Genomic DNA, 16610 nt, shown 5'->3' with positions numbered 1-16610 from the left:
CGCGTCACTCGCAGTGGCACGCCTCAAGCCTTGCCCTCACGCACCGCGTCCATCGTCAGCGTGGCCAATTGGCGCAGCCGCGTACCGCCGGCGTCGGCGAGCAGTTCCTTCAGGCGCTCGCCGGCGTCGTGCTGGTCGAGGCTTTGGCGTTCGGCCAGCGAGGCGGCCAGCGCGCGGCCCATCGAGTCGAAGATCAGCGCATAGGCGAACGCGTGCAGTACACCGCCGCCCAGCGTGCCGAGGCCGGGGAACGCCTTCAACGCGTTGCCGGCGACGGCCAGCACGATCGAGCTGCCGGTGCGCAGGGTGAGCCTGGCCTGCTGCACGAAATCCTCGATCTGCACGTCGCTGACCTTGACGCCGTAGAGCTCGGCGAGCGCGCGGGTGAGGCCGGTGGCAAGCACGCCCTGGATCACCAGGTCGCTGCCCGGCGCCACCGCGGCGAGTGCGCCGACGATGGCGCGGCGCGCGTACTGGCGGACGATGCGTTCGGCTTGCTCGGCGCGGGTTTGCGCTTCGAGCGTGCCGGTGCGTTGATGCAGGCCGGCCAGCACGGCGTTCTCGCGCAGATCCTCCAGGCCTTCGGCGCCGGACGCGGTGAGCCGTTCGAGCGCCTGCAGCAGCGGCTCGATCGCGGGCTTGCGCTGGCGCTCGACTGACTCGGTGCGGCCGTCGGCGAGCTGGCGCTGGTAGCGCTCGCTGCCGCCGGCGCTGATCGCCAGCACCGCGCTGGCGATGCCGCGCGCGTGCCGGCGCAGGCGCTCCAGCAATTGATCGCGCTCGGCCTCGCTCCACTGGTCGGACTTGTTCAGCACCAGCAGCAGCGGCTTGCCGAAGTCGGCCAGCCAGCGCAGTTCGTCGGCCTGGCGGCGGCTGAGGTCGCCGGCGCACAGATAGACCACCGCGTGCGCGCGCAGCGCTTCCTCGCGCGCCAGCGTTTCGTGCGCCTCGCCGCCGGCCTCGCGACTGCCGGGCACGTCGGCCAGCACCAGCGTGCGGCCGTCCGGCAGCTTGCCGTCGTAGTGGCCGACGCCGCGGGTGGTGCCGCCGCGCACGTCGCTGGCGACCTGTGCGTGCGGCGCCAGCGCGCGGACCAGGCTGGACTTGCCGCTGGAGATTTCGCCGAACAGCGCCACGTAGATGCGCGAACTGGCGCGGCGGCGATCGAGCTCGCCCAGCTCCGCCGTCAGCGCGCCGGTGTCGGCGCCGCGGTCGCGCAACCGGCCGATGCGCTGCTCCAGGCTGCTGCGATCGGGCGCCGGTGGCGGCCGGCGCCGGCGCCGCGGGCGCAGCAGCCACCACAGCACGGCGAGACCGGCCGCGGCAAAGATCAGCAGCACGCCGCCCAGCGTCCACTGCAGCCACGACGGCAAATCCAGGAAACGCTGCGCCAGCGCCAGCGCGCGTTCGGCGGCGGCGAACAGCAGCCACAGCAGCGCGGCCATGGCCAGCGCGGTGAGCAGCAAGCGCGGGCGTCGGGACATCCGTGCATTCCATTCTGGGCAGGGTCGGATTGTGCACTGTAGCGTGCTTACCTGCATCGTCGCCTGTGCTCATTTACATCGCGTATCCCGCATTGTTCACGACCCTGTTTAACTCAATTTATTGACAGTGAACTTGCTCTTACGCTCCAATGGGTAGAGGGAGGGGTCTCGATAAGTCATGGATGATGGCTGTGGTTTTTGGCTAACGCTGCGATTTACTTCGAAGAGGATTGAATTATGTTGGACGCATTGGCTGAATTCTTTGGCATCACCGCATTTAAAGTGGTTGACGGGCAGAAGGGGTAAGAAAAACAGCCGCCATAACTGGCGGCTGTTTCTTTGTGACTGGCTGGCTTTTGGTAGCTCTCGGAGTGAATGCCAATACAGTCGGCAGTGGCTATCAAGTGTGGAGGGTCATGCAATTGCCGGCCTTGTCGCATGGCTTGGGCTTGAAGTTGTTTGAGCTTCCTCGTTAGCCTGTGCTGATTCGATAGCGAGCCTCATTGCTAGGCTGAGTTCGGCGCCCGTGCTGTAATCGAGGTGGCCACCGCTGCTTTTGAGGTTCTTACGGGAAAGCTGAAATGTTGCCTACCCTTTTGCTGAGCGCTGTTTTAGCGCTATCTGCGTTTGTAGCAACAGCGAACGCCAGCACTGCAACTGTTCTGCCCCTTTCGAACGGTAACGCTGCGGGTCCGCTACCGACGCCGCAGTTCCGGCGTTACCAGACCGCGGATGGTCTGCCCGGCAGTACGGTCTATTCCGTGGTGCAGGACAAGCAAGGCCTCATGTGGTTCGGTGTCGGCGTCGACCTAGTGCGCTATGACGGCGTTGATTTCCAGACTTTCAGCCATCACTCGGACGACCCGGCGTCGTTGCCCGAGGGTTCGGTGTACAGCCTGTTCGCGGATCACGACAACCAGCTGTGGGTGGGAGGATTCGGTTCGGGGCTCAATCGTCACGAACGGGAGAGCGGTGGTTTCCAGCATTGGCGTCATGATCCGGCGGATCCACAAAGCTTGGCCAGCGATAACGTATGGTCGATAACGCAGACGCCGGACGGCGATCTGTGGGTGGCTACGGATGCCGGGCTCGATCGCATGCTTCCCGATGGCTGGCATTTCGAGCATGTGCGCAATCCTTTGGGGAAGAATCCGGATGAAGGATTCGGCGCCGTGCGTGCCTTGCTGGCCGAACCAGACGGAAAGCTGTGGATCGGCTCCAGCCTTGGCGTGTTTGTGCGCGAGGTGGATGGCCGCGTGCATCAGATATCGCTCGATTCGCGTCTGCAGGCGCTGAAGGTGTGGCGGATCCAGGGCGGCGGCGACGATGTGCGGATCGCAGTACGCGGCGGCCTGTTGCGGGTGGGCGCCGATGGCAAGGCGTGGCTGTATGCGCCCGGACAGATCCCGTCCATCGACGTGTACAGCAGCACCGTGGATCAGGCTGGGCATTTGTGGATCACCACGCGCAATGGACTGTATCTGGACGATGGCGGCCCGCAGATTCACCTCATCTCCGGCCAGCCGATGCTGTTGGGCAGCCTGCCCGCGCAACAGGTCTGGCAATCGCTGTGCGACATCGAGGGGGGCCTGTGGTTCGTCATGGGGGACGGCGGCATCGCCTATCTCGCACCTGGCTGGAACCAGTTCACCCGGTTCACTCATGTGCCTGACGACTCCCACAGCTTGCGCGGCAACGCGGCGACGTCGGTGCTGGCGAGTTTCGATGGTCGGTTGTGGGTGGGTGGACATGGTCTTGTGGACAAGCTCGACCCTATTACCGGTGAGGTCCAGCATGCGATCTCCGGCTTGCAGGGGAACGTGCTGGACATGGCGGAGGATGTGCGCAGGCGCTTGTGGATTGCCAGCGAGGGAGGTGTCTACCGGTATGCCGACGGCAAGTTGGTCGAAGTGGATCTGGCCGCGTCCCAGGTCGCGCATCCGCGTCGACTGACGATGGGCCCGGATCGCCGGATGTATCTGGTGTCGTACCGCGATGGCCTGTTCCGGATTAACGCCGATACGCTGGCGGTCGATCCCAAGCCTGTCGCATCTGCGGATGACACCGGCTTTGTGGGCAATCGGTTGACGCCTTACAACAGCCTGGGCTGGTACGCCGATCAGGAGCGGCTGCTGCGCTGGGATCCCGTGCGCAACGAACTTGAGCCGATCGGGGGGGTGTCGGACGAGGGCTACATCTATGCGCTCGAATTCACGGCAGACGGGTTCTGGGCGGCACGCGACAAGATGTTCGAACATTACCGGCTGGATGGTGGCAAGGTGGTGCGTGACCAGTTGGTTCCGATTCCGTCGAGTTGGCCATCGATGGTGCTGATCGCTCTGCATGTCGATCGTCAGGAGCGATTCTGGTTGTTCTGCAAGAACGGTTTGTGGAGATTCGATCCGCACAGCGGCGAGTTGAAATCGTTCGGCTTGCGCAATGGCCTGGTGAATAGCGAAGTTCGTGGCGACTCGCCGGCCGTCACGCTGGATGGCACGATCTATGTTGCCAGCTTGGGCGGTGTCTTCGGTTTTCAGCCGGATCGCGCGCCGACAACAGCCCACCCGGCAGAGGTGGTGGTTACCGGTGTTAGCGTGCGTCATGCGGGTGCCGTCCGCGAGTTGCCGGTTCGGGCGGAGCCGATCCAACTGGCGTGGAGTGACCGCGAGTTGCGGGTCGAAGTGCGCTTGAGTTCGTACGTCGACCCGACTGCCAATCGCTATCGTTTCCGCCTGCGCGGTTTCGATACCGCGTGGGTGGATACCGGCAACCATGGCGAGCGCGAGTTCGCCGGGCTCGGTGCGGGCGACTACACGCTGGAAGTGATGGCCGCGGGTACCGACGGCGCATGGAACATGCTGGCGACGCCGTTGAGGGTCCATGTGCAGGCGCCGCCGTGGCGGCGCTGGTGGGCGTGGGCGATCTACGTGCTGCTCGCGGCCGCGCTGGTCGGCCTGGTGCTGCACGGTTGGCGCCGGCGCCTGGCGCAGCGGCACCACGTGCAGCTGGTCGAGCAGCAGCGGCAGCTGGCGGAGGCGGCGAGCGCGGCGAAGACGCAGTTCCTGGCCACGCTGAGCCACGAGATCCGCACGCCGATGACCGGCGTGATGGGCATGGCCGAACTGCTCTTGAGCACGCCGCTGAATCGCCAGCAGCACGACTACACGCAGGCGATGCAGCGCTCCGGCGGGATGCTCTTGAAGCTGCTGAACGACGCGCTGGACCTGGCGCGGATCGAGGCCGGCCGGCTGGAGCTGGAGCCGGTGCCGTTCGATCCGCGGCAACTGCTGGAGGACGTGGCGCAGCTGGAGCAGGGCCTGGCGCACGCCAAAGGCATCCGCTTCGTGCTGGCGCTGGCCGACGAGCTGCCGGCGCAGCTGCTCGGCGATGCGGTGCGGATCAAGCAGATCCTGCTGAACCTGGCCAACAACGCGTTGAAGTTCACCGAGCACGGCAGCGTCACGCTGAGCGCGCGGCGGCTGTCCGACGGCCTGCAGTTCAGCGTGAGCGACACCGGCCCGGGCATCCCGGAGGCCAGCCAGGCGCGGCTGTTCCAGCGCTTCGAGCAGGCCGACAGCCCGCAGCGGCGCGCCGGCAGCGGGCTGGGGCTGGCGATCTGCCGCGAGCTGGTGGAGATGATGGGTGGCAGCATCGAGCTGGAATCGCGGCTGGGCCACGGCAGCACGTTCCGCGTGCGGCTGCCGCTGGTCGAGCCGGCGGCGCCGGCGCCGGTGGAGCGGCCGAGCGGCCGCCGCTACCGGCTGCTGCTGGTGGAGGACGACACCATCGTGGCGGCGGTGATCCGCGGCCTGCTGGAGCGCGAGGGCCACGCGGTGGTGCACGTGGTGAACGGGCTGGCGGCGCTGGCCGAGCTGGCGCACGCGCAGTTCGACGCGGTGCTGCTGGATCTGGACCTGCCGGGCGTGGACGGTTTCCAGATCGCGCGGCTGATCCGCCAGCGCGAGCCGGCTGGGCGGCACCTGCCGATCGTGGCGGTGACCGCGCGCCAGGGCAGCGAGGACGAGGCGAAGGCGCGCGCGGCGGGCATGGACGGCTTCCTGCGCAAGCCGCTCAGCGGCGAGCAGCTGGCGGCCGCGCTGGCGCGGGTGGTCGCTTCGGCGGGCGACGCCCCGGCCTGAGCCGTGGGCCGGCCGGCCCGCTCGCGCCGGTTGGGCGGTTTTGGCATGATGGCCGGCATGGGGCGGCCAACCGCCACGCATGGCGCTGCGTCGGCATGCAATACGGCGCAAGCGTGCATGGAAGCCCGAAGGGGACAACCTGAATGTTTTCGGCAGTCTTGCTGGTCCTGGCCCTCGGGCTGGCCGCGCCCGCGTCAGGCGTGCCGGCACCCGCCGCTGTCGCGACGCAGGCCGATCCGCTGCCGACCCCACAGTTCCGTCGCTACGACACCTCGGACGGGTTGCCGAGCACCAGCGTCTATGCCGTGACGCAGGATCGCGCCGGTGCGATCTGGTTCGGCACCAAGGGCGGCCTGGCGCGCTTCGACGGCGTCGGCTTCACGGTGTTCCGGCATGCCGAGAATGATCCGGACTCGTTGTACAACAACGGCATCGCCACGCTGATGGTTGATCGGCAGGGCCGGCTGTGGGCCGCCGGCCTGAACGCGGGCCTGAACCGCTACGACGAGGCCCGCGGTACGTTCCGCCACTGGGGGCACGACCCGGCCGACTCCGCCAGCCTGGCCAGCGACAGGGTATGGGCGGTTGCGCAGACCGCCGATGGCAGCTTGTGGGTGGGCAGCGCCGGCGGGCTCGACCGGATGCGTCCGGACGAGGGCGGCTTCGAGCACGTGGTCGATCCGCCGCTCGGCGCCACGCCGGCCGCGGTCGGCACCGTGGCCGCGCTGTACGTGGATCGCCACGAGCGGATGTGGATCGGCAGCAGCCATGGCGTGTTCGTGCGCGAGGCCGATGGCACGATCTGGCGTGTGCCCTCGGCCGAACCGCGGCGGACCATCGACGCGTGGCGGATCGACGGCAGCGGCGACGAGGTGCGCATCGCCGCCACCGACGGTCTGTGGATCGTCGGCGCCGACGGCGTGGCACGCCGCTTCGGCGCCGGCGTGATTCCCGACACCAACGTGATGAGCAGCGTGCGCGACGACGCCGGCCGCCTGTGGGTCGGCACGCAGAGGGGCCTGTTCCTGCAGGCGCGCCCGGGCGGGCCGGTGACCGCGGTGGCCGACCAGCCGGTGCTCTACGGCAACTTGCCCGGTACCTGGGTATGGCAGCTGATGGTCGACCGTGAAGGCGGCCTGTGGGCGGTGCTGTACGACGGCGGCGTGGCGTACCTGGGGCCGGGCTGGAACCGCTTCAGCCGCTTCACCCACATGCCGGACGACCCGTCCAGTTTGCGCGACGCGATCGCGACCACGATGGCGCGCGGCAAGGACGGTCGCCATGTGTGGGTGGGCCAGCGCGGCGGCCGTGTCGACCGGCTCGATCCGGTGGCCGGCACGGTCGAGCACGTGATATCGGGACTGCGCGGCGACGTGGTCGGCATGACCGAGGACGCGAGTAACCGCTTGTGGGTGGTGGTGCAGGGCGCGTTGTATCGCGATACTGACGGGCGGCTCGATCGGGTCGATCCGACCGGCGCGAAGCTGCAACGGCCGCTGGAGGTGGAGCCCGGGCCGGACGGCCAGATGTATGCGCGCACCTTCGGCCAGGGCCTGTTCCGCATCGACCCGGAGACGCTGGCGGTGCAGCCGGTGCCGATGGACGGCTCCAGCGACAAGGTGCGCTGGGGCAGCCAGATGACGCTGCACGACGGCGTCTTCTGGTACGCCAGCGACGGCGGCATGATGTGGCTGGACACGGCGCAGGGCCGTTTCGTGATGGTGCCGGGCGGGCCGACCGGGCAATCCGTCGATGCCTTCGATTTCACCGCCGACGGGCTGTGGATGGCCAATGCCGACGGGCTGGTCCACTACCGCCGCGGCGACGACGGCATCGTGGCCGATCGCCGGATCGACGCGGCGCATGGCTGGCCATCGGTCAACGTCACCGACCTGCGCGTCGATGCCGCCGGCCGGGTCTGGGTGTTTGGCCACGACGGCCTGTGGCGGTTCGCGCCGGACACCGGCGCGTTCCGTTCGTTCGGCCTGCAGGACGGCCTGACCAACGGCGAGTTCTTCCGCGGCTACGCGCGGATGCCCAGCGGCTACATCTATGCTGCCACCCTGGGTGGCGTGGTGGCGTTCAACCCGGACCGGAGCAACCGGCAGACCAGCGTGCCGCAGATGGCGCTCACCCAGGCCCGGGTGCGCCACCGCGGCGTCACCCAGGTACTGCCGATCGGCACGCAGCCCCTGCACATGGACTGGCACGACAGCCAGCTCGCGATCGAGGCGCGGGTGTTCTCCTACGTCGCGCCGGCTGCCAACCGCTACCGTTTCCGGCTGCACGGTTTCGACAGCGACTGGGTGGACACCGGCAGCCGCGGCGAGCGCGATTTCAGCGGTCTCGGCGCCGGCGACTACACGCTCGACGTGATGGCCGCGGGCGCGAACGGCCAATGGGTGCGCCTGGCCACGCCGTTGCGCATCCACGTCGAGGCGCCGCCGTGGCGGCGCTGGTGGGCGTGGGCGATCTACGTGCTGCTCGCGGCCGCGCTGGTCGGCCTGGTGCTGCACGGTTGGCGCCGGCGCCTGGCGCAGCGGCACCACGTGCAGCTGGTCGAGCAGCAGCGGCAGCTGGCGGAGGCGGCGAGTGCGGCGAAGACGCAGTTCCTGGCCACGCTGAGCCACGAGATCCGCACGCCGATGACCGGCGTGATGGGCATGGCCGAACTGCTCTTGAGCACGCCGCTGAATCGCCAGCAGCACGACTACACGCAGGCGATGCAGCGCTCCGGCGGGATGCTCTTGAAGCTGCTGAACGACGCGCTGGACCTGGCGCGGATCGAGGCGGGCCGGCTGGAGCTGGAGCCGGTGCCGTTCGATCCGCGGCAACTGCTGGAGGACGTGGCGCAGCTGGAGCAGGGCCTGGCGCACGCCAAAGGCATCCGCTTCGTGCTGGCGCTGGCCGACGAGCTGCCGGCGCAGCTGCTCGGCGATGCGGTGCGGATCAAGCAGATCCTGCTGAACCTGGCCAACAACGCACTGAAGTTCACCGAGCACGGCAGCGTGACGCTGAGCGCGCAGCGCCAGCCCGAGGGCCTGCAGTTCAGCGTGAGCGACACCGGCCCGGGCATTCCCGAGGCCAGCCAGGCGCGGCTGTTCCAGCGCTTCGAGCAGGCGGAGAGTCCGCAGCGGCGCGCCGGCAGCGGGCTGGGGCTGGCGATCTGCCGCGAGCTGGTGGAGATGATGGGCGGCAGCATCGAGCTGGAATCGCGGCTGGGCCACGGCAGCACGTTCCGCGTGCGGCTGCCGCTGGTCGAGCCGGCGGCGCCGGCGCCGGTGGAGCGGCCGAGCGGTCGCCGCTACCGGCTGCTGCTGGTGGAGGACGACACCATCGTGGCCGCGGTGATCCGCGGCCTGCTGGAGCGCGAGGGCCACGCGGTGGTGCACGTGGTGAACGGGCTGGCGGCGCTGGCCGAGTTGGCGCACGCGCAGTTCGACGCGGTGCTGCTGGATCTGGACCTGCCGGGCGTGGACGGTTTCCAGATCGCGCGGCTGATCCGCCAGCGCGAGCTGGCCGGGCGGCACCTGCCGATCGTGGCGGTGACCGCGCGCCAGGGCAGCGAGGACGAGGCGAAGGCGCGCGCGGCGGGCATGGACGGCTTCCTGCGCAAGCCGCTCAGCGGCGAACAGCTGGCGGCGGCGCTGGCGCGGGTGGTCGACGGCGCGGCCGCGCCGGCGTGAATCACATGTCGTACTTGTGCAGCTCGAAACCCAGTCGCTGGTATTCGCGCCAGCGCGTGCGTGAACCCTCGCGTTCGGCCGGGTCGGCGGCGACCACTTCCAGCACGCGCTGGTAGCGGCCGGCGGGGCAGCTCTCGCGCAGGTTGATCAGCAGCGGCCGGTCGGCGCTGTCCACGCCCGGCGGCACGATCAGTACCGCCGTCTCGTCGTCGTCATCGTCGCCAGCCAGCTGGTGCGGGATCATGGCGTCGTCGTCGAACGCCCACAGCAGTTCGTCCAGCGCTTCGGCCTGGGCAAAGTCGCGAGCCAGGATCAGCATCGGCTGCCCGCCGGCGAATGCCTTGTTCACCAGCTCGCAGACCAGCAGCAGCGGCTGTTCGCGAAAGCGCGGCTTGTCGATCAGGTAGAAGTCGGCGCGCATAAGGTCGGGAGTGAGTGGCGGGAAGAGGGAGGTGAGAGTAGGGCGATGGGCATGATGCCTCAAACCTTCATCGCTCACTCCTCACTTCGCGTCACTCACTGCTCGCTCCGGTCCAACAGCCACTGCGCCAGCAGCGCCACCGGGCGGCCGGTGGCGAGGCCCTTGCGGCCTTCCTCCCAGGCGGTGCCGGCGATGTCCAGGTGCGCCCAGCGCTGGCCGTCGGTGAAGCGCGACAGGAAACAGCCGGCGGTGATCGCGCCGGCGCTCTTGCCGCCGATGTTGGCGACGTCGGCGAAGCCCGATTCAAGCTGCGCCTGGTAGTCGTCCCACAGCGGCAGGCGCCAGGCGCGGTCCAGCGTTTCCTCGCCGGCGGCGAGCAGTTCGGCGGCGAGGTCATCGTGCTTGCTCATCAGGCCGGTGGCGTGCTTGCCCAGCGCGATCACGCAGGCGCCGGTGAGCGTGGCCGCGTCGACCAGCGCCTGCGGCTGATACGTCTGCGCCGCATAGGTGAGCGCGTCGCACAGGATCAGGCGGCCTTCGGCGTCGGTGTTGAGCACTTCGATGGTGAGCCCGGACAGGCTGGTCAGCACGTCGCTGGGGCGGTAGCTGTCGCCGTCGGGCATGTTCTCCACGGCCGGCACCACGCATGCCAGGTTGAGCTTCAGGCCCATCTTCACCGCAGCGACGAACGCGCCGAGCACGCCGGCAGCGCCGCCCATGTCGAACTTCATCTCTTCCATGCCGGCGCCGGGCTTCAGGCTGATGCCGCCGGAGTCGAAGGTGACGCCCTTGCCGACCAGCACGTACGGCTTGGCGCCGTCGTGGCCGCCCTTGTATTCGAGCGCGATCAGGCGCGGCTTGTTGACCGAGCCGCGCGCCACCGCCAGCAGCGAGCCGAAGCCGAGCTTCGCCATCGCGGCTTCGTCCAGCACGCTGCAGCTGACCTTGCCCTGCGCCTCGGCGAAGGCCTGCGCCTGCGCCGCGATGTAGGCCGGGTTGCAGATGTTCGGCGGCAGGTTGGCCAGTTCGCGCGCGAAGCGCACGCCCTCGGCGATCGCCACCGCCTGGTCCAGCCCGCCTTGCGCGTCGGTGCCGGCGGCGAACGTCAGCGCGGCCAGCTCCGTCTGCTTGCTCTTGTCGCGTGGCTTGAACGTGGCGGTGTAGCGGTACGCGGCGTGGTCGCAGGCCAGCGCGGCGATGCGCACGCGCCAGGCGCTGTCGCGACCGGGCACCTCCACCTCGCTGAGGTAGGACACCGCGTTCGCCACCGGCAGGCGGCCGAGCGAGCGCGCCGCCTCGATGTTCACCTTCTGGTAGCGCGCGGCGTCGAACGATTTCTGCGCGCCGAGGCCGACCACCAGCACGCGTTGCGCGGCGACACCGGCCGGCGCGAACAGCACGGTGGTGGAACCGGCCTTGCCGCTGATGTCGCCGCTCTCCACCTGGCGCTTGATCATGCCGCCGGCGGCGCTGTCCAGCTGGGCCGCCGCACTGGTCAGCACGCCCTGTTCGTAGACGCCGACCAGCACGCAGGCGCTGTCGACGGTGGCAGGAGCGGCGGAGCCGAGGCTGAACTGGAGCGTCATCGAGGTGGTTCCTGCAGGGGTCCGGCTGGCGGCCGGACAGGCTAGACTTGCGGTTTGCCGGCGCCGATCGGGCCTGGCCGTACAAGCGGACAAGTTTATCGCATGCTGAGCATCCTCGACCGCTACTTCCTGCGCGAGCTGGCGCAGACCGTGACCGCCACCGTGGTGGTGCTGCTGGTGGTCGTGGCCGGCAGCGCGTTCGCCAAGGTGCTGGAGCAGGTGGCCAACGGCAGCTTCCCGGCCAGCGTGATGTTCCAGGTGCTGGGTCTGCGCACGCTCGACGGCCTCACCAACATGCTGCCGCTGGCCGGCTTCGTCGGCGTGCTGCTGGGGCTGGGGCGGATGTACCGCGAGAGCGAGATGCACGTGCTGTCATCGTCCGGCATGGGACCGCGCGGATTGCTGCGTCCGGTGCTGCTGCTCGGCGCGCTGCTGGTCGCGCTCACCGCGCTGGTTTCGCTGTGGCTGGGGCCGTGGGCGGTGCGCACCAGCGACGCGCTGGTGGCCGAGGCGAACCGCTCGGTGATCGCGGCCGGCCTCGACGCGGGGCGCTTCACCGAACTGCCGGGCAAGGGCGGCATCATTTTCGTCGACAGCCTGAGTCGCGACGGCAGCAAGCTGGGACGCACGTTCGTGGCAACGCAGAGCGAGGGCAAGAATGGCCCGCCGCACCTGAAGGTGGTCAGCGCGACCAGCGGCGAGCTGTACCAGGAGAGCAACGGCGAAGGCCGCTTCATCGCGTTCAAGGACGGCTGGCAGTACGACATTCCGCTCGGCGCGAACAACTGGCGGCAGATGCAGTACCGGCGCAACGACACCTCGCTGTCCAGCGTGCAGGCCGACGACGACGATGATCCGGCGCACTCCAAGAGCAGCTGGGCACTGTTCCGTTCGGACGACCCGACCGACCGCGCCGAATTCGCCTGGCGCGCCAACGCGCCGCCGTTGACCTTCGTGCTGCTGCTGCTGGCGTTGCCGCTGTCGCGGCAGAGTCCGCGCGAACCGAAATACGGCCGCCTGCTGCTGGCGGTGGTCACGTTCTATCTCTATTACACGCTGCTGGCGCTGGGCCGCGCGCAGATCGGCAAGGGCCACTGGCATGGCGAGGCGCCGCTGTGGGCGCTGCATGCGCTGGTGCTGGCGCTGGCGCTGTGGATGCTGTGGAAGCAGTACGCTCCGCGCAAGCTGCGCAAGCGGCGCGTGCTGCCGGGCTTGCCGGCATGACGGTGTTCAACATCAAGCGGGTCGACCGGCTGGTCGCGCTGAGCGTGCTCGGCTCGATGCTGATGGTGTGGCTGGTGCTGACTGGCTTCGATGCGGTGAGGATACTGCTGGTGCAGCTGGGGCACGTCGGCAAGAACGGATACACCACGAGCAGCGCGCTGGCCTATGTGCTGGTGACCTTCCCGCGCCGCGCCTACGAGATGTTCGGCAACGCCGCGTTGATCGGCGGCCTGCTCGGCCTGGGCGGGCTGGCCGGCACCGGCGAGCTCACCGCGCTGCGCGCCGCCGGCATGTCGCGCCTGCGCATCGCCGGCTCGGCGGTCGGCGTGGTCGCGGTGCTGATCGTCGGCGTGGTGGTCATGGGCGAGACGCTGGCGCCGTGGGGCGACCAGCAGGCGCAGGCGATGCAGCTGCGCACGAAGACCGGCAGCCTCGGCATGGGCACCAGCAGCGGGCTGTGGGCACGCGACGGCGCCAGCGTGATCAACGCCCGCGGCACCTCGCTGAAGCAGCGCGGCGGCGTCGGCGTGGTGCAGCTGAGCGACGTGCGCGTATTCACCTTCAGTCCCGACGGCAGACTAGACCGCTTCATCTGGGCCAGGACCGCCGAGCACAACGGCCGGCAGTGGGTGCTGCACGACGCGCGCATCACCACGCTGGATGCGCAGGGCACCCATGCCAGCATGGCGGCCGCGCTGCCGTGGCAGTCCAGCCTCGATCCGCAGGTGCTGGCGCAGTCGGTGATCCAGCCGCAGTACCTTTCCATGCGCGACCTGCGCCGCAACATGGACTACCTGGAAGGCAACGGCCAGAGTCCCGGCACCTACGCGGTGGCGTTCTGGGGGCGTGCGCTGTATCCGCTCAACGTACTGGTGCTGGTGCTGTGCGCGATGCCGTTCGCGTTCGGCTCGCTGCGCTCCGGCGGCCTCGGCAAGCGCATGTTCATCGGCATCCTGCTTGCGCTGGGCTGGTACTTCCTGCAGCAGGCGATGGTCAACTTCGGCACCGTGTACGGCATGCCGCCGCTGCTGGCGAACCTGCTGCCGGCGCTGATCCTGGTGACGGCGGCGTGGCTGTATTTCCGCCGCCGCGTCTGAGTGCGCCGTCGGGGCGCGCGCACTTGCCCGCGGCGCCGGATACGGCCAAGCTGGCCTTCTTTGCCGACCGCAAGGGGTGAGCCGTGGAATGGGTGGATCTGCGCAGCGATACGGTGACGCGTCCGACCGCGGCGATGCGCGCGGCGATGCTGGGGGCCGAGGTCGGTGACGACGTCTACGGCGAAGACCCGACCGTCAACGCGTTGCAGCAGCGGCTGGCCGACGAGCTCGGCTTCGACGCCGGCCTGTTCGTGCCCAGCGGCACCCAGTCCAACCTGCTGGCGTTGATGAGCCATTGCGAGCGCGGCGACGAATACCTGGTCGGCGCGGACGCGCACACCTACAAATTCGAAGGCGGCGGCGCGGCGGTGCTCGGCTCGATCCAGCCGCAGCCGATCGTGCAGGCGGCCGACGGCAGCCTGCCGCTGGAGCGCATCGAGGCAGCGATCAAGCCGGTCGACCCGCATTTCGCGCGCACCCGCGTGCTGGCGCTGGAGAACACCTGGCATGGCCGCACGCTGCCGCTGGACTACCTGCAGGCGGCCCACGACACGGCACGCGCGCACGGTCTTGGCCTGCACCTGGACGGCGCGCGGCTGTTCAATGCGGCAATCGCCTGCAACGTGCCGGCGCGCGAGATCGCGCGCCACTTCGATACGGTGTCGGTGTGCCTGTCCAAGGGGCTCGGCGCGCCAGTCGGTTCGGTGTTGCTCGGTTCGCACGCGCTGATCGACAAGGCGCGGCGCTGGCGCAAGGTCGCCGGCGGCGGCTGGCGCCAGGCCGGCATGCTCGCCGCAGCCGGCCAGTACGCGCTGGATCACCACGTGGCGCGGCTGGCCGACGACCATCGCCGCGCCGCTTATCTCGCCGGACGTCTGCGCGAGATCGCCGGCGTCGACCTGCTCGGCCAGTACACCAACATGGTGTTCATCGACGTGCCCGCCGGGCGCCTGCGCGAACTGGACGTCCATCTGCGCGACGCCGGCATCCGCATCAGCATCGGCTACCTGCCCACGCTGCGGCTGGTGACGCATCTGGATGTCGACGACGCCGGCATCGAGCGCACGGCCGCAGCATTTGCGGAATTTTTCGGGCGCGGCTGAGCGGCAGCGGCACGCCGGCCAGCCGCTCGACATCGGACCGGCGCAGGTTGTTGGCGCGCCCGATCCCGCCGCCATCGACCCTGCCTGCCGGGGCCGCGGGCACCACCCGCCGGCGTCCGTGCGGCGGCCGCCAAATGAAACCGCCTGGCCGTGTCGAGTCCGGGAAACCTCGCTCGTCGCTTTCGAGTCCGGCCGATCCGGCCAGCCTGAAGAGGGACATCGATCATGCGCAAGTTGACCTCGCACCTGTTCATCTCGCTGGATGGTGTCGTCGAGGCGCCGGACAGGTTTCTCCGCGACGACCTGTATCAGGACCTGTCTCTGTTCGACGAGGAGACCGTGACGGGGCAGGATGCCGTGCTGTTGGGACGCAGGACGTACGAGGCATGGGCGATGTTCTGGCCCGGCGCTGAAATCGAGCCGTTCGCCAGCTTCATCAACCAGGTACCGAAATATGTCGTTTCAGGCAGCTTGCGGCCCTCGACTGGGCGCCGTCGAGGCTGCTTTCCGGCGACGTCCTCGACGAGATCGCGGTGCTCAAGCGCCAGGCCGGGCAGGCGATCGGCGTCCACGGCAGCATCAGCCTGGTACAGGCCCTGCTGGCGGCCGGATTGCTCGACGAGTTGAGGTTCGTCCTGTGTCCGGCGGTAGCCGGCCAGGGCCGCCGCCTGCTGTCCCGCGAAGGGGAGCCGATCCAGCTCGACCTGCGGTCGGCGCGCACCACGCCGGGCGGATTGCAGTATCTGGTATTCCGGCCGCGCCGTTAGCCGGCGTCGCCCACCCGTGCGGTTCGGCCCGCGTCGATGGCGGGACGCGCATCCACCCGCAACACCAACTTTCCCCGGTGGCTGCCGTCGAACAAGCGGTTCAACACTTCCGGCGCGTTTTCCAGTCCCTCGGCAACGGTTTCCTCGGCCTTCAGCCGGCCGTCGCGGATCCACCCGGCCAATGCCTGCACCGCCTCGCGCGTCCTGGTGTAGTCGAGCACCAGGAAGCCGCGCATGCTGAGCCGTTTCATCACGAGGATGCCGTAGTCGTCGCCCGGCCGTTCGGCGCTGTTGTAGCCGGAGATCAATCCGCACAGGGCGACGCGGCCGCCGATCACCATCCGTGACAGCACTGCGCGCATCACCTCGCCGCCGACGTTCTCGAAATTCACGTGCACGCCATCGGGGGTAGTGGCCTTGAGTTGCTGTTTGAAGTCGGCCGCCTTGTAGTCGACGGCAGCGTCGAAGCCGAGTTCGGCGGTGAGGTGGCGGCATTTGTCGGGGCCGCCGGCGATACCGACCACGCGGGCGCCCATGATCTTGCCGAGCTGGCCGGCGACGGAGCCGACCGAGCCGGCAGCGGCGGAGACCACCAGGGTTTCGCCGGCTTGCACCGGGACGATCTCGGTCAGGCCGTAGTAGGCGGTGACTCCGCTCATGCCGGCTGCGCCAAGCAGGGTGGGCAGCGGGATGCCGGGGTCGGCAGGCAGGCGCACGTAGCCTTTGGCGCTTTCGTGCAGTACCAGGTAGTCCTGCCAGCCGGTGAGGCCCTGCACCAGATCGCCTTCGTGGTACTGCGCCGAACGCGACTGCACCACGCGACCCAGGCCGAGCGCACGCATCACCTCGCCGATCGCCACCGGCGGCAGGTACTGCGGGATGTCGCGCATCCACACGCGGTTGGTCGGGTCCATCGAGAGGTACAGCACACGCACCAGGACTTCACCGTCCTTCAGCTCCGGCACGGGCTGTTCGACCAGGTCGAAATCCTCGCGCCGGACCAGGCCTTCGGGGCGGGTCTTGAGGCGCAGCTGGCGATTGAGCTGGGGCATGCGATTCACCGTGACGGAGAGGCGTTCCACTATACGGCGCCTGTTGCCGCG

General features: G+C 69.0%; 11 protein-coding genes. 7 read left to right on the top strand and 4 right to left on the bottom strand.

Annotation, left to right across the window (positions count from 1 at the left end; all coding sequences use genetic code 11):
- Positions 1–23: 23 nt before the first annotated feature.
- Positions 24–1484, bottom strand: a complete 1461-nt coding sequence (locus R2APBS1_RS15760; protein ID WP_015448693.1) for a GTPase — start codon at positions 1482–1484, stop codon at positions 24–26.
- Between the two features lie 581 nt (positions 1485–2065).
- On the opposite strand from R2APBS1_RS15760, the gene R2APBS1_RS15755 reads away from it, so the two are divergent.
- A complete protein-coding gene (locus R2APBS1_RS15755; protein ID WP_015448692.1) occupies positions 2066–5623 on the top strand; it encodes a hybrid sensor histidine kinase/response regulator in 3558 nt (1185 codons plus the stop codon).
- Between the two features lie 143 nt (positions 5624–5766).
- Positions 5767–9309, top strand: a complete 3543-nt coding sequence (locus tag R2APBS1_RS15750) for a hybrid sensor histidine kinase/response regulator (RefSeq protein WP_015448691.1) — start codon at positions 5767–5769, stop codon at positions 9307–9309.
- A gap of 1 nt (position 9310) precedes the next feature.
- Here the strand turns inward: R2APBS1_RS15750 and R2APBS1_RS15745 are convergent, their stop codons facing one another.
- On the bottom strand, positions 9311–9730 hold the full coding sequence (locus R2APBS1_RS15745; protein ID WP_015448690.1) for a DNA polymerase III subunit chi: 420 nt from the start codon (positions 9728–9730) through the stop codon (positions 9311–9313).
- A 95-nt stretch (positions 9731–9825) separates the two neighbouring features.
- A complete protein-coding gene (locus tag R2APBS1_RS15740) occupies positions 9826–11316 on the bottom strand; it encodes a leucyl aminopeptidase (RefSeq protein ID WP_015448689.1) in 1491 nt (496 codons plus the stop codon).
- Positions 11317–11418: 102 nt separating this feature from the next.
- Here R2APBS1_RS15740 and lptF point away from each other — a divergent pair, with 102 nt between their 5' ends.
- The 5 genes from lptF (at position 11419) to R2APBS1_RS20640 (ending at position 15507) form a co-directional block, all read left to right on the top strand.
- Positions 11419–12540: an LPS export ABC transporter permease LptF gene (lptF, locus tag R2APBS1_RS15735; protein ID WP_015448688.1), complete on the top strand. Its 1122-nt coding sequence runs from the start codon at positions 11419–11421 to the stop codon at positions 12538–12540.
- Positions 12537–13637, top strand: coding sequence for an LPS export ABC transporter permease LptG (lptG, locus tag R2APBS1_RS15730; RefSeq protein WP_015448687.1), 1101 nt, complete (start codon positions 12537–12539; stop codon positions 13635–13637). Before lptF ends, lptG begins: the two co-directional genes overlap by 4 nt.
- A gap of 83 nt (positions 13638–13720) precedes the next feature.
- A complete protein-coding gene (gene ltaE, locus R2APBS1_RS15725) occupies positions 13721–14740 on the top strand; it encodes a low-specificity L-threonine aldolase (protein ID WP_015448686.1) in 1020 nt (339 codons plus the stop codon).
- 225 nt (positions 14741–14965) lie between these two features.
- Entirely contained in the window at positions 14966–15367 is a 402-nt protein-coding gene (locus R2APBS1_RS20720) for a dihydrofolate reductase family protein (RefSeq protein ID WP_081602832.1), read from the top strand.
- Positions 15274–15507 (top strand): dihydrofolate reductase family protein, encoded by a 234-nt coding sequence (locus R2APBS1_RS20640; RefSeq protein ID WP_051061186.1) that lies wholly within the window; start codon positions 15274–15276, stop codon positions 15505–15507. The genes R2APBS1_RS20720 and R2APBS1_RS20640 overlap by 94 nt, the downstream gene beginning before the upstream one ends.
- On the opposite strand, the gene R2APBS1_RS15715 is transcribed toward R2APBS1_RS20640, so the two are convergent.
- Positions 15504–16559 (bottom strand): NADP-dependent oxidoreductase, encoded by a 1056-nt coding sequence (locus R2APBS1_RS15715; RefSeq protein WP_174315857.1) that lies wholly within the window; start codon positions 16557–16559, stop codon positions 15504–15506. The two genes, R2APBS1_RS20640 and R2APBS1_RS15715, sit on opposite strands and share 4 nt — an antisense overlap.
- Positions 16560–16610: the final 51 nt, after the last annotated feature.

Origin of the sequence: Rhodanobacter denitrificans (assembly GCF_000230695.2) — a bacterium.
Classification (GTDB): Bacteria; Pseudomonadota; Gammaproteobacteria; order Xanthomonadales; family Rhodanobacteraceae; genus Rhodanobacter; species Rhodanobacter denitrificans.
The sequence above is the reverse complement of the archived record's forward strand: the minus strand, read 5'-3'. Positions and strand labels throughout refer to the sequence as shown.

Coding starts and splice junctions, on each gene's coding strand:
- lptG (WP_015448687.1), top strand. CDS start 12,537: ATGACGGTGTTCAACATCAAGCGGGTCGACCGGCTGGTCGCGCTGAGC.
- lptF (WP_015448688.1), top strand. CDS start 11,419: ATGCTGAGCATCCTCGACCGCTACTTCCTGCGCGAGCTGGCGCAGACC.
- R2APBS1_RS15740 (WP_015448689.1), bottom strand. CDS start 11,316: ATGACGCTCCAGTTCAGCCTCGGCTCCGCCGCTCCTGCCACCGTCGAC.
- R2APBS1_RS15715 (WP_174315857.1), bottom strand. CDS start 16,559: ATGCCCCAGCTCAATCGCCAGCTGCGCCTCAAGACCCGCCCCGAAGGC.
- R2APBS1_RS15750 (WP_015448691.1), top strand. CDS start 5,767: ATGTTTTCGGCAGTCTTGCTGGTCCTGGCCCTCGGGCTGGCCGCGCCC.
- R2APBS1_RS15760 (WP_015448693.1), bottom strand. CDS start 1,484: ATGTCCCGACGCCCGCGCTTGCTGCTCACCGCGCTGGCCATGGCCGCG.
- R2APBS1_RS15745 (WP_015448690.1), bottom strand. CDS start 9,730: ATGCGCGCCGACTTCTACCTGATCGACAAGCCGCGCTTTCGCGAACAG.
- R2APBS1_RS20720 (WP_081602832.1), top strand. CDS start 14,966: ATGCGCAAGTTGACCTCGCACCTGTTCATCTCGCTGGATGGTGTCGTC.
- R2APBS1_RS15755 (WP_015448692.1), top strand. CDS start 2,066: ATGTTGCCTACCCTTTTGCTGAGCGCTGTTTTAGCGCTATCTGCGTTT.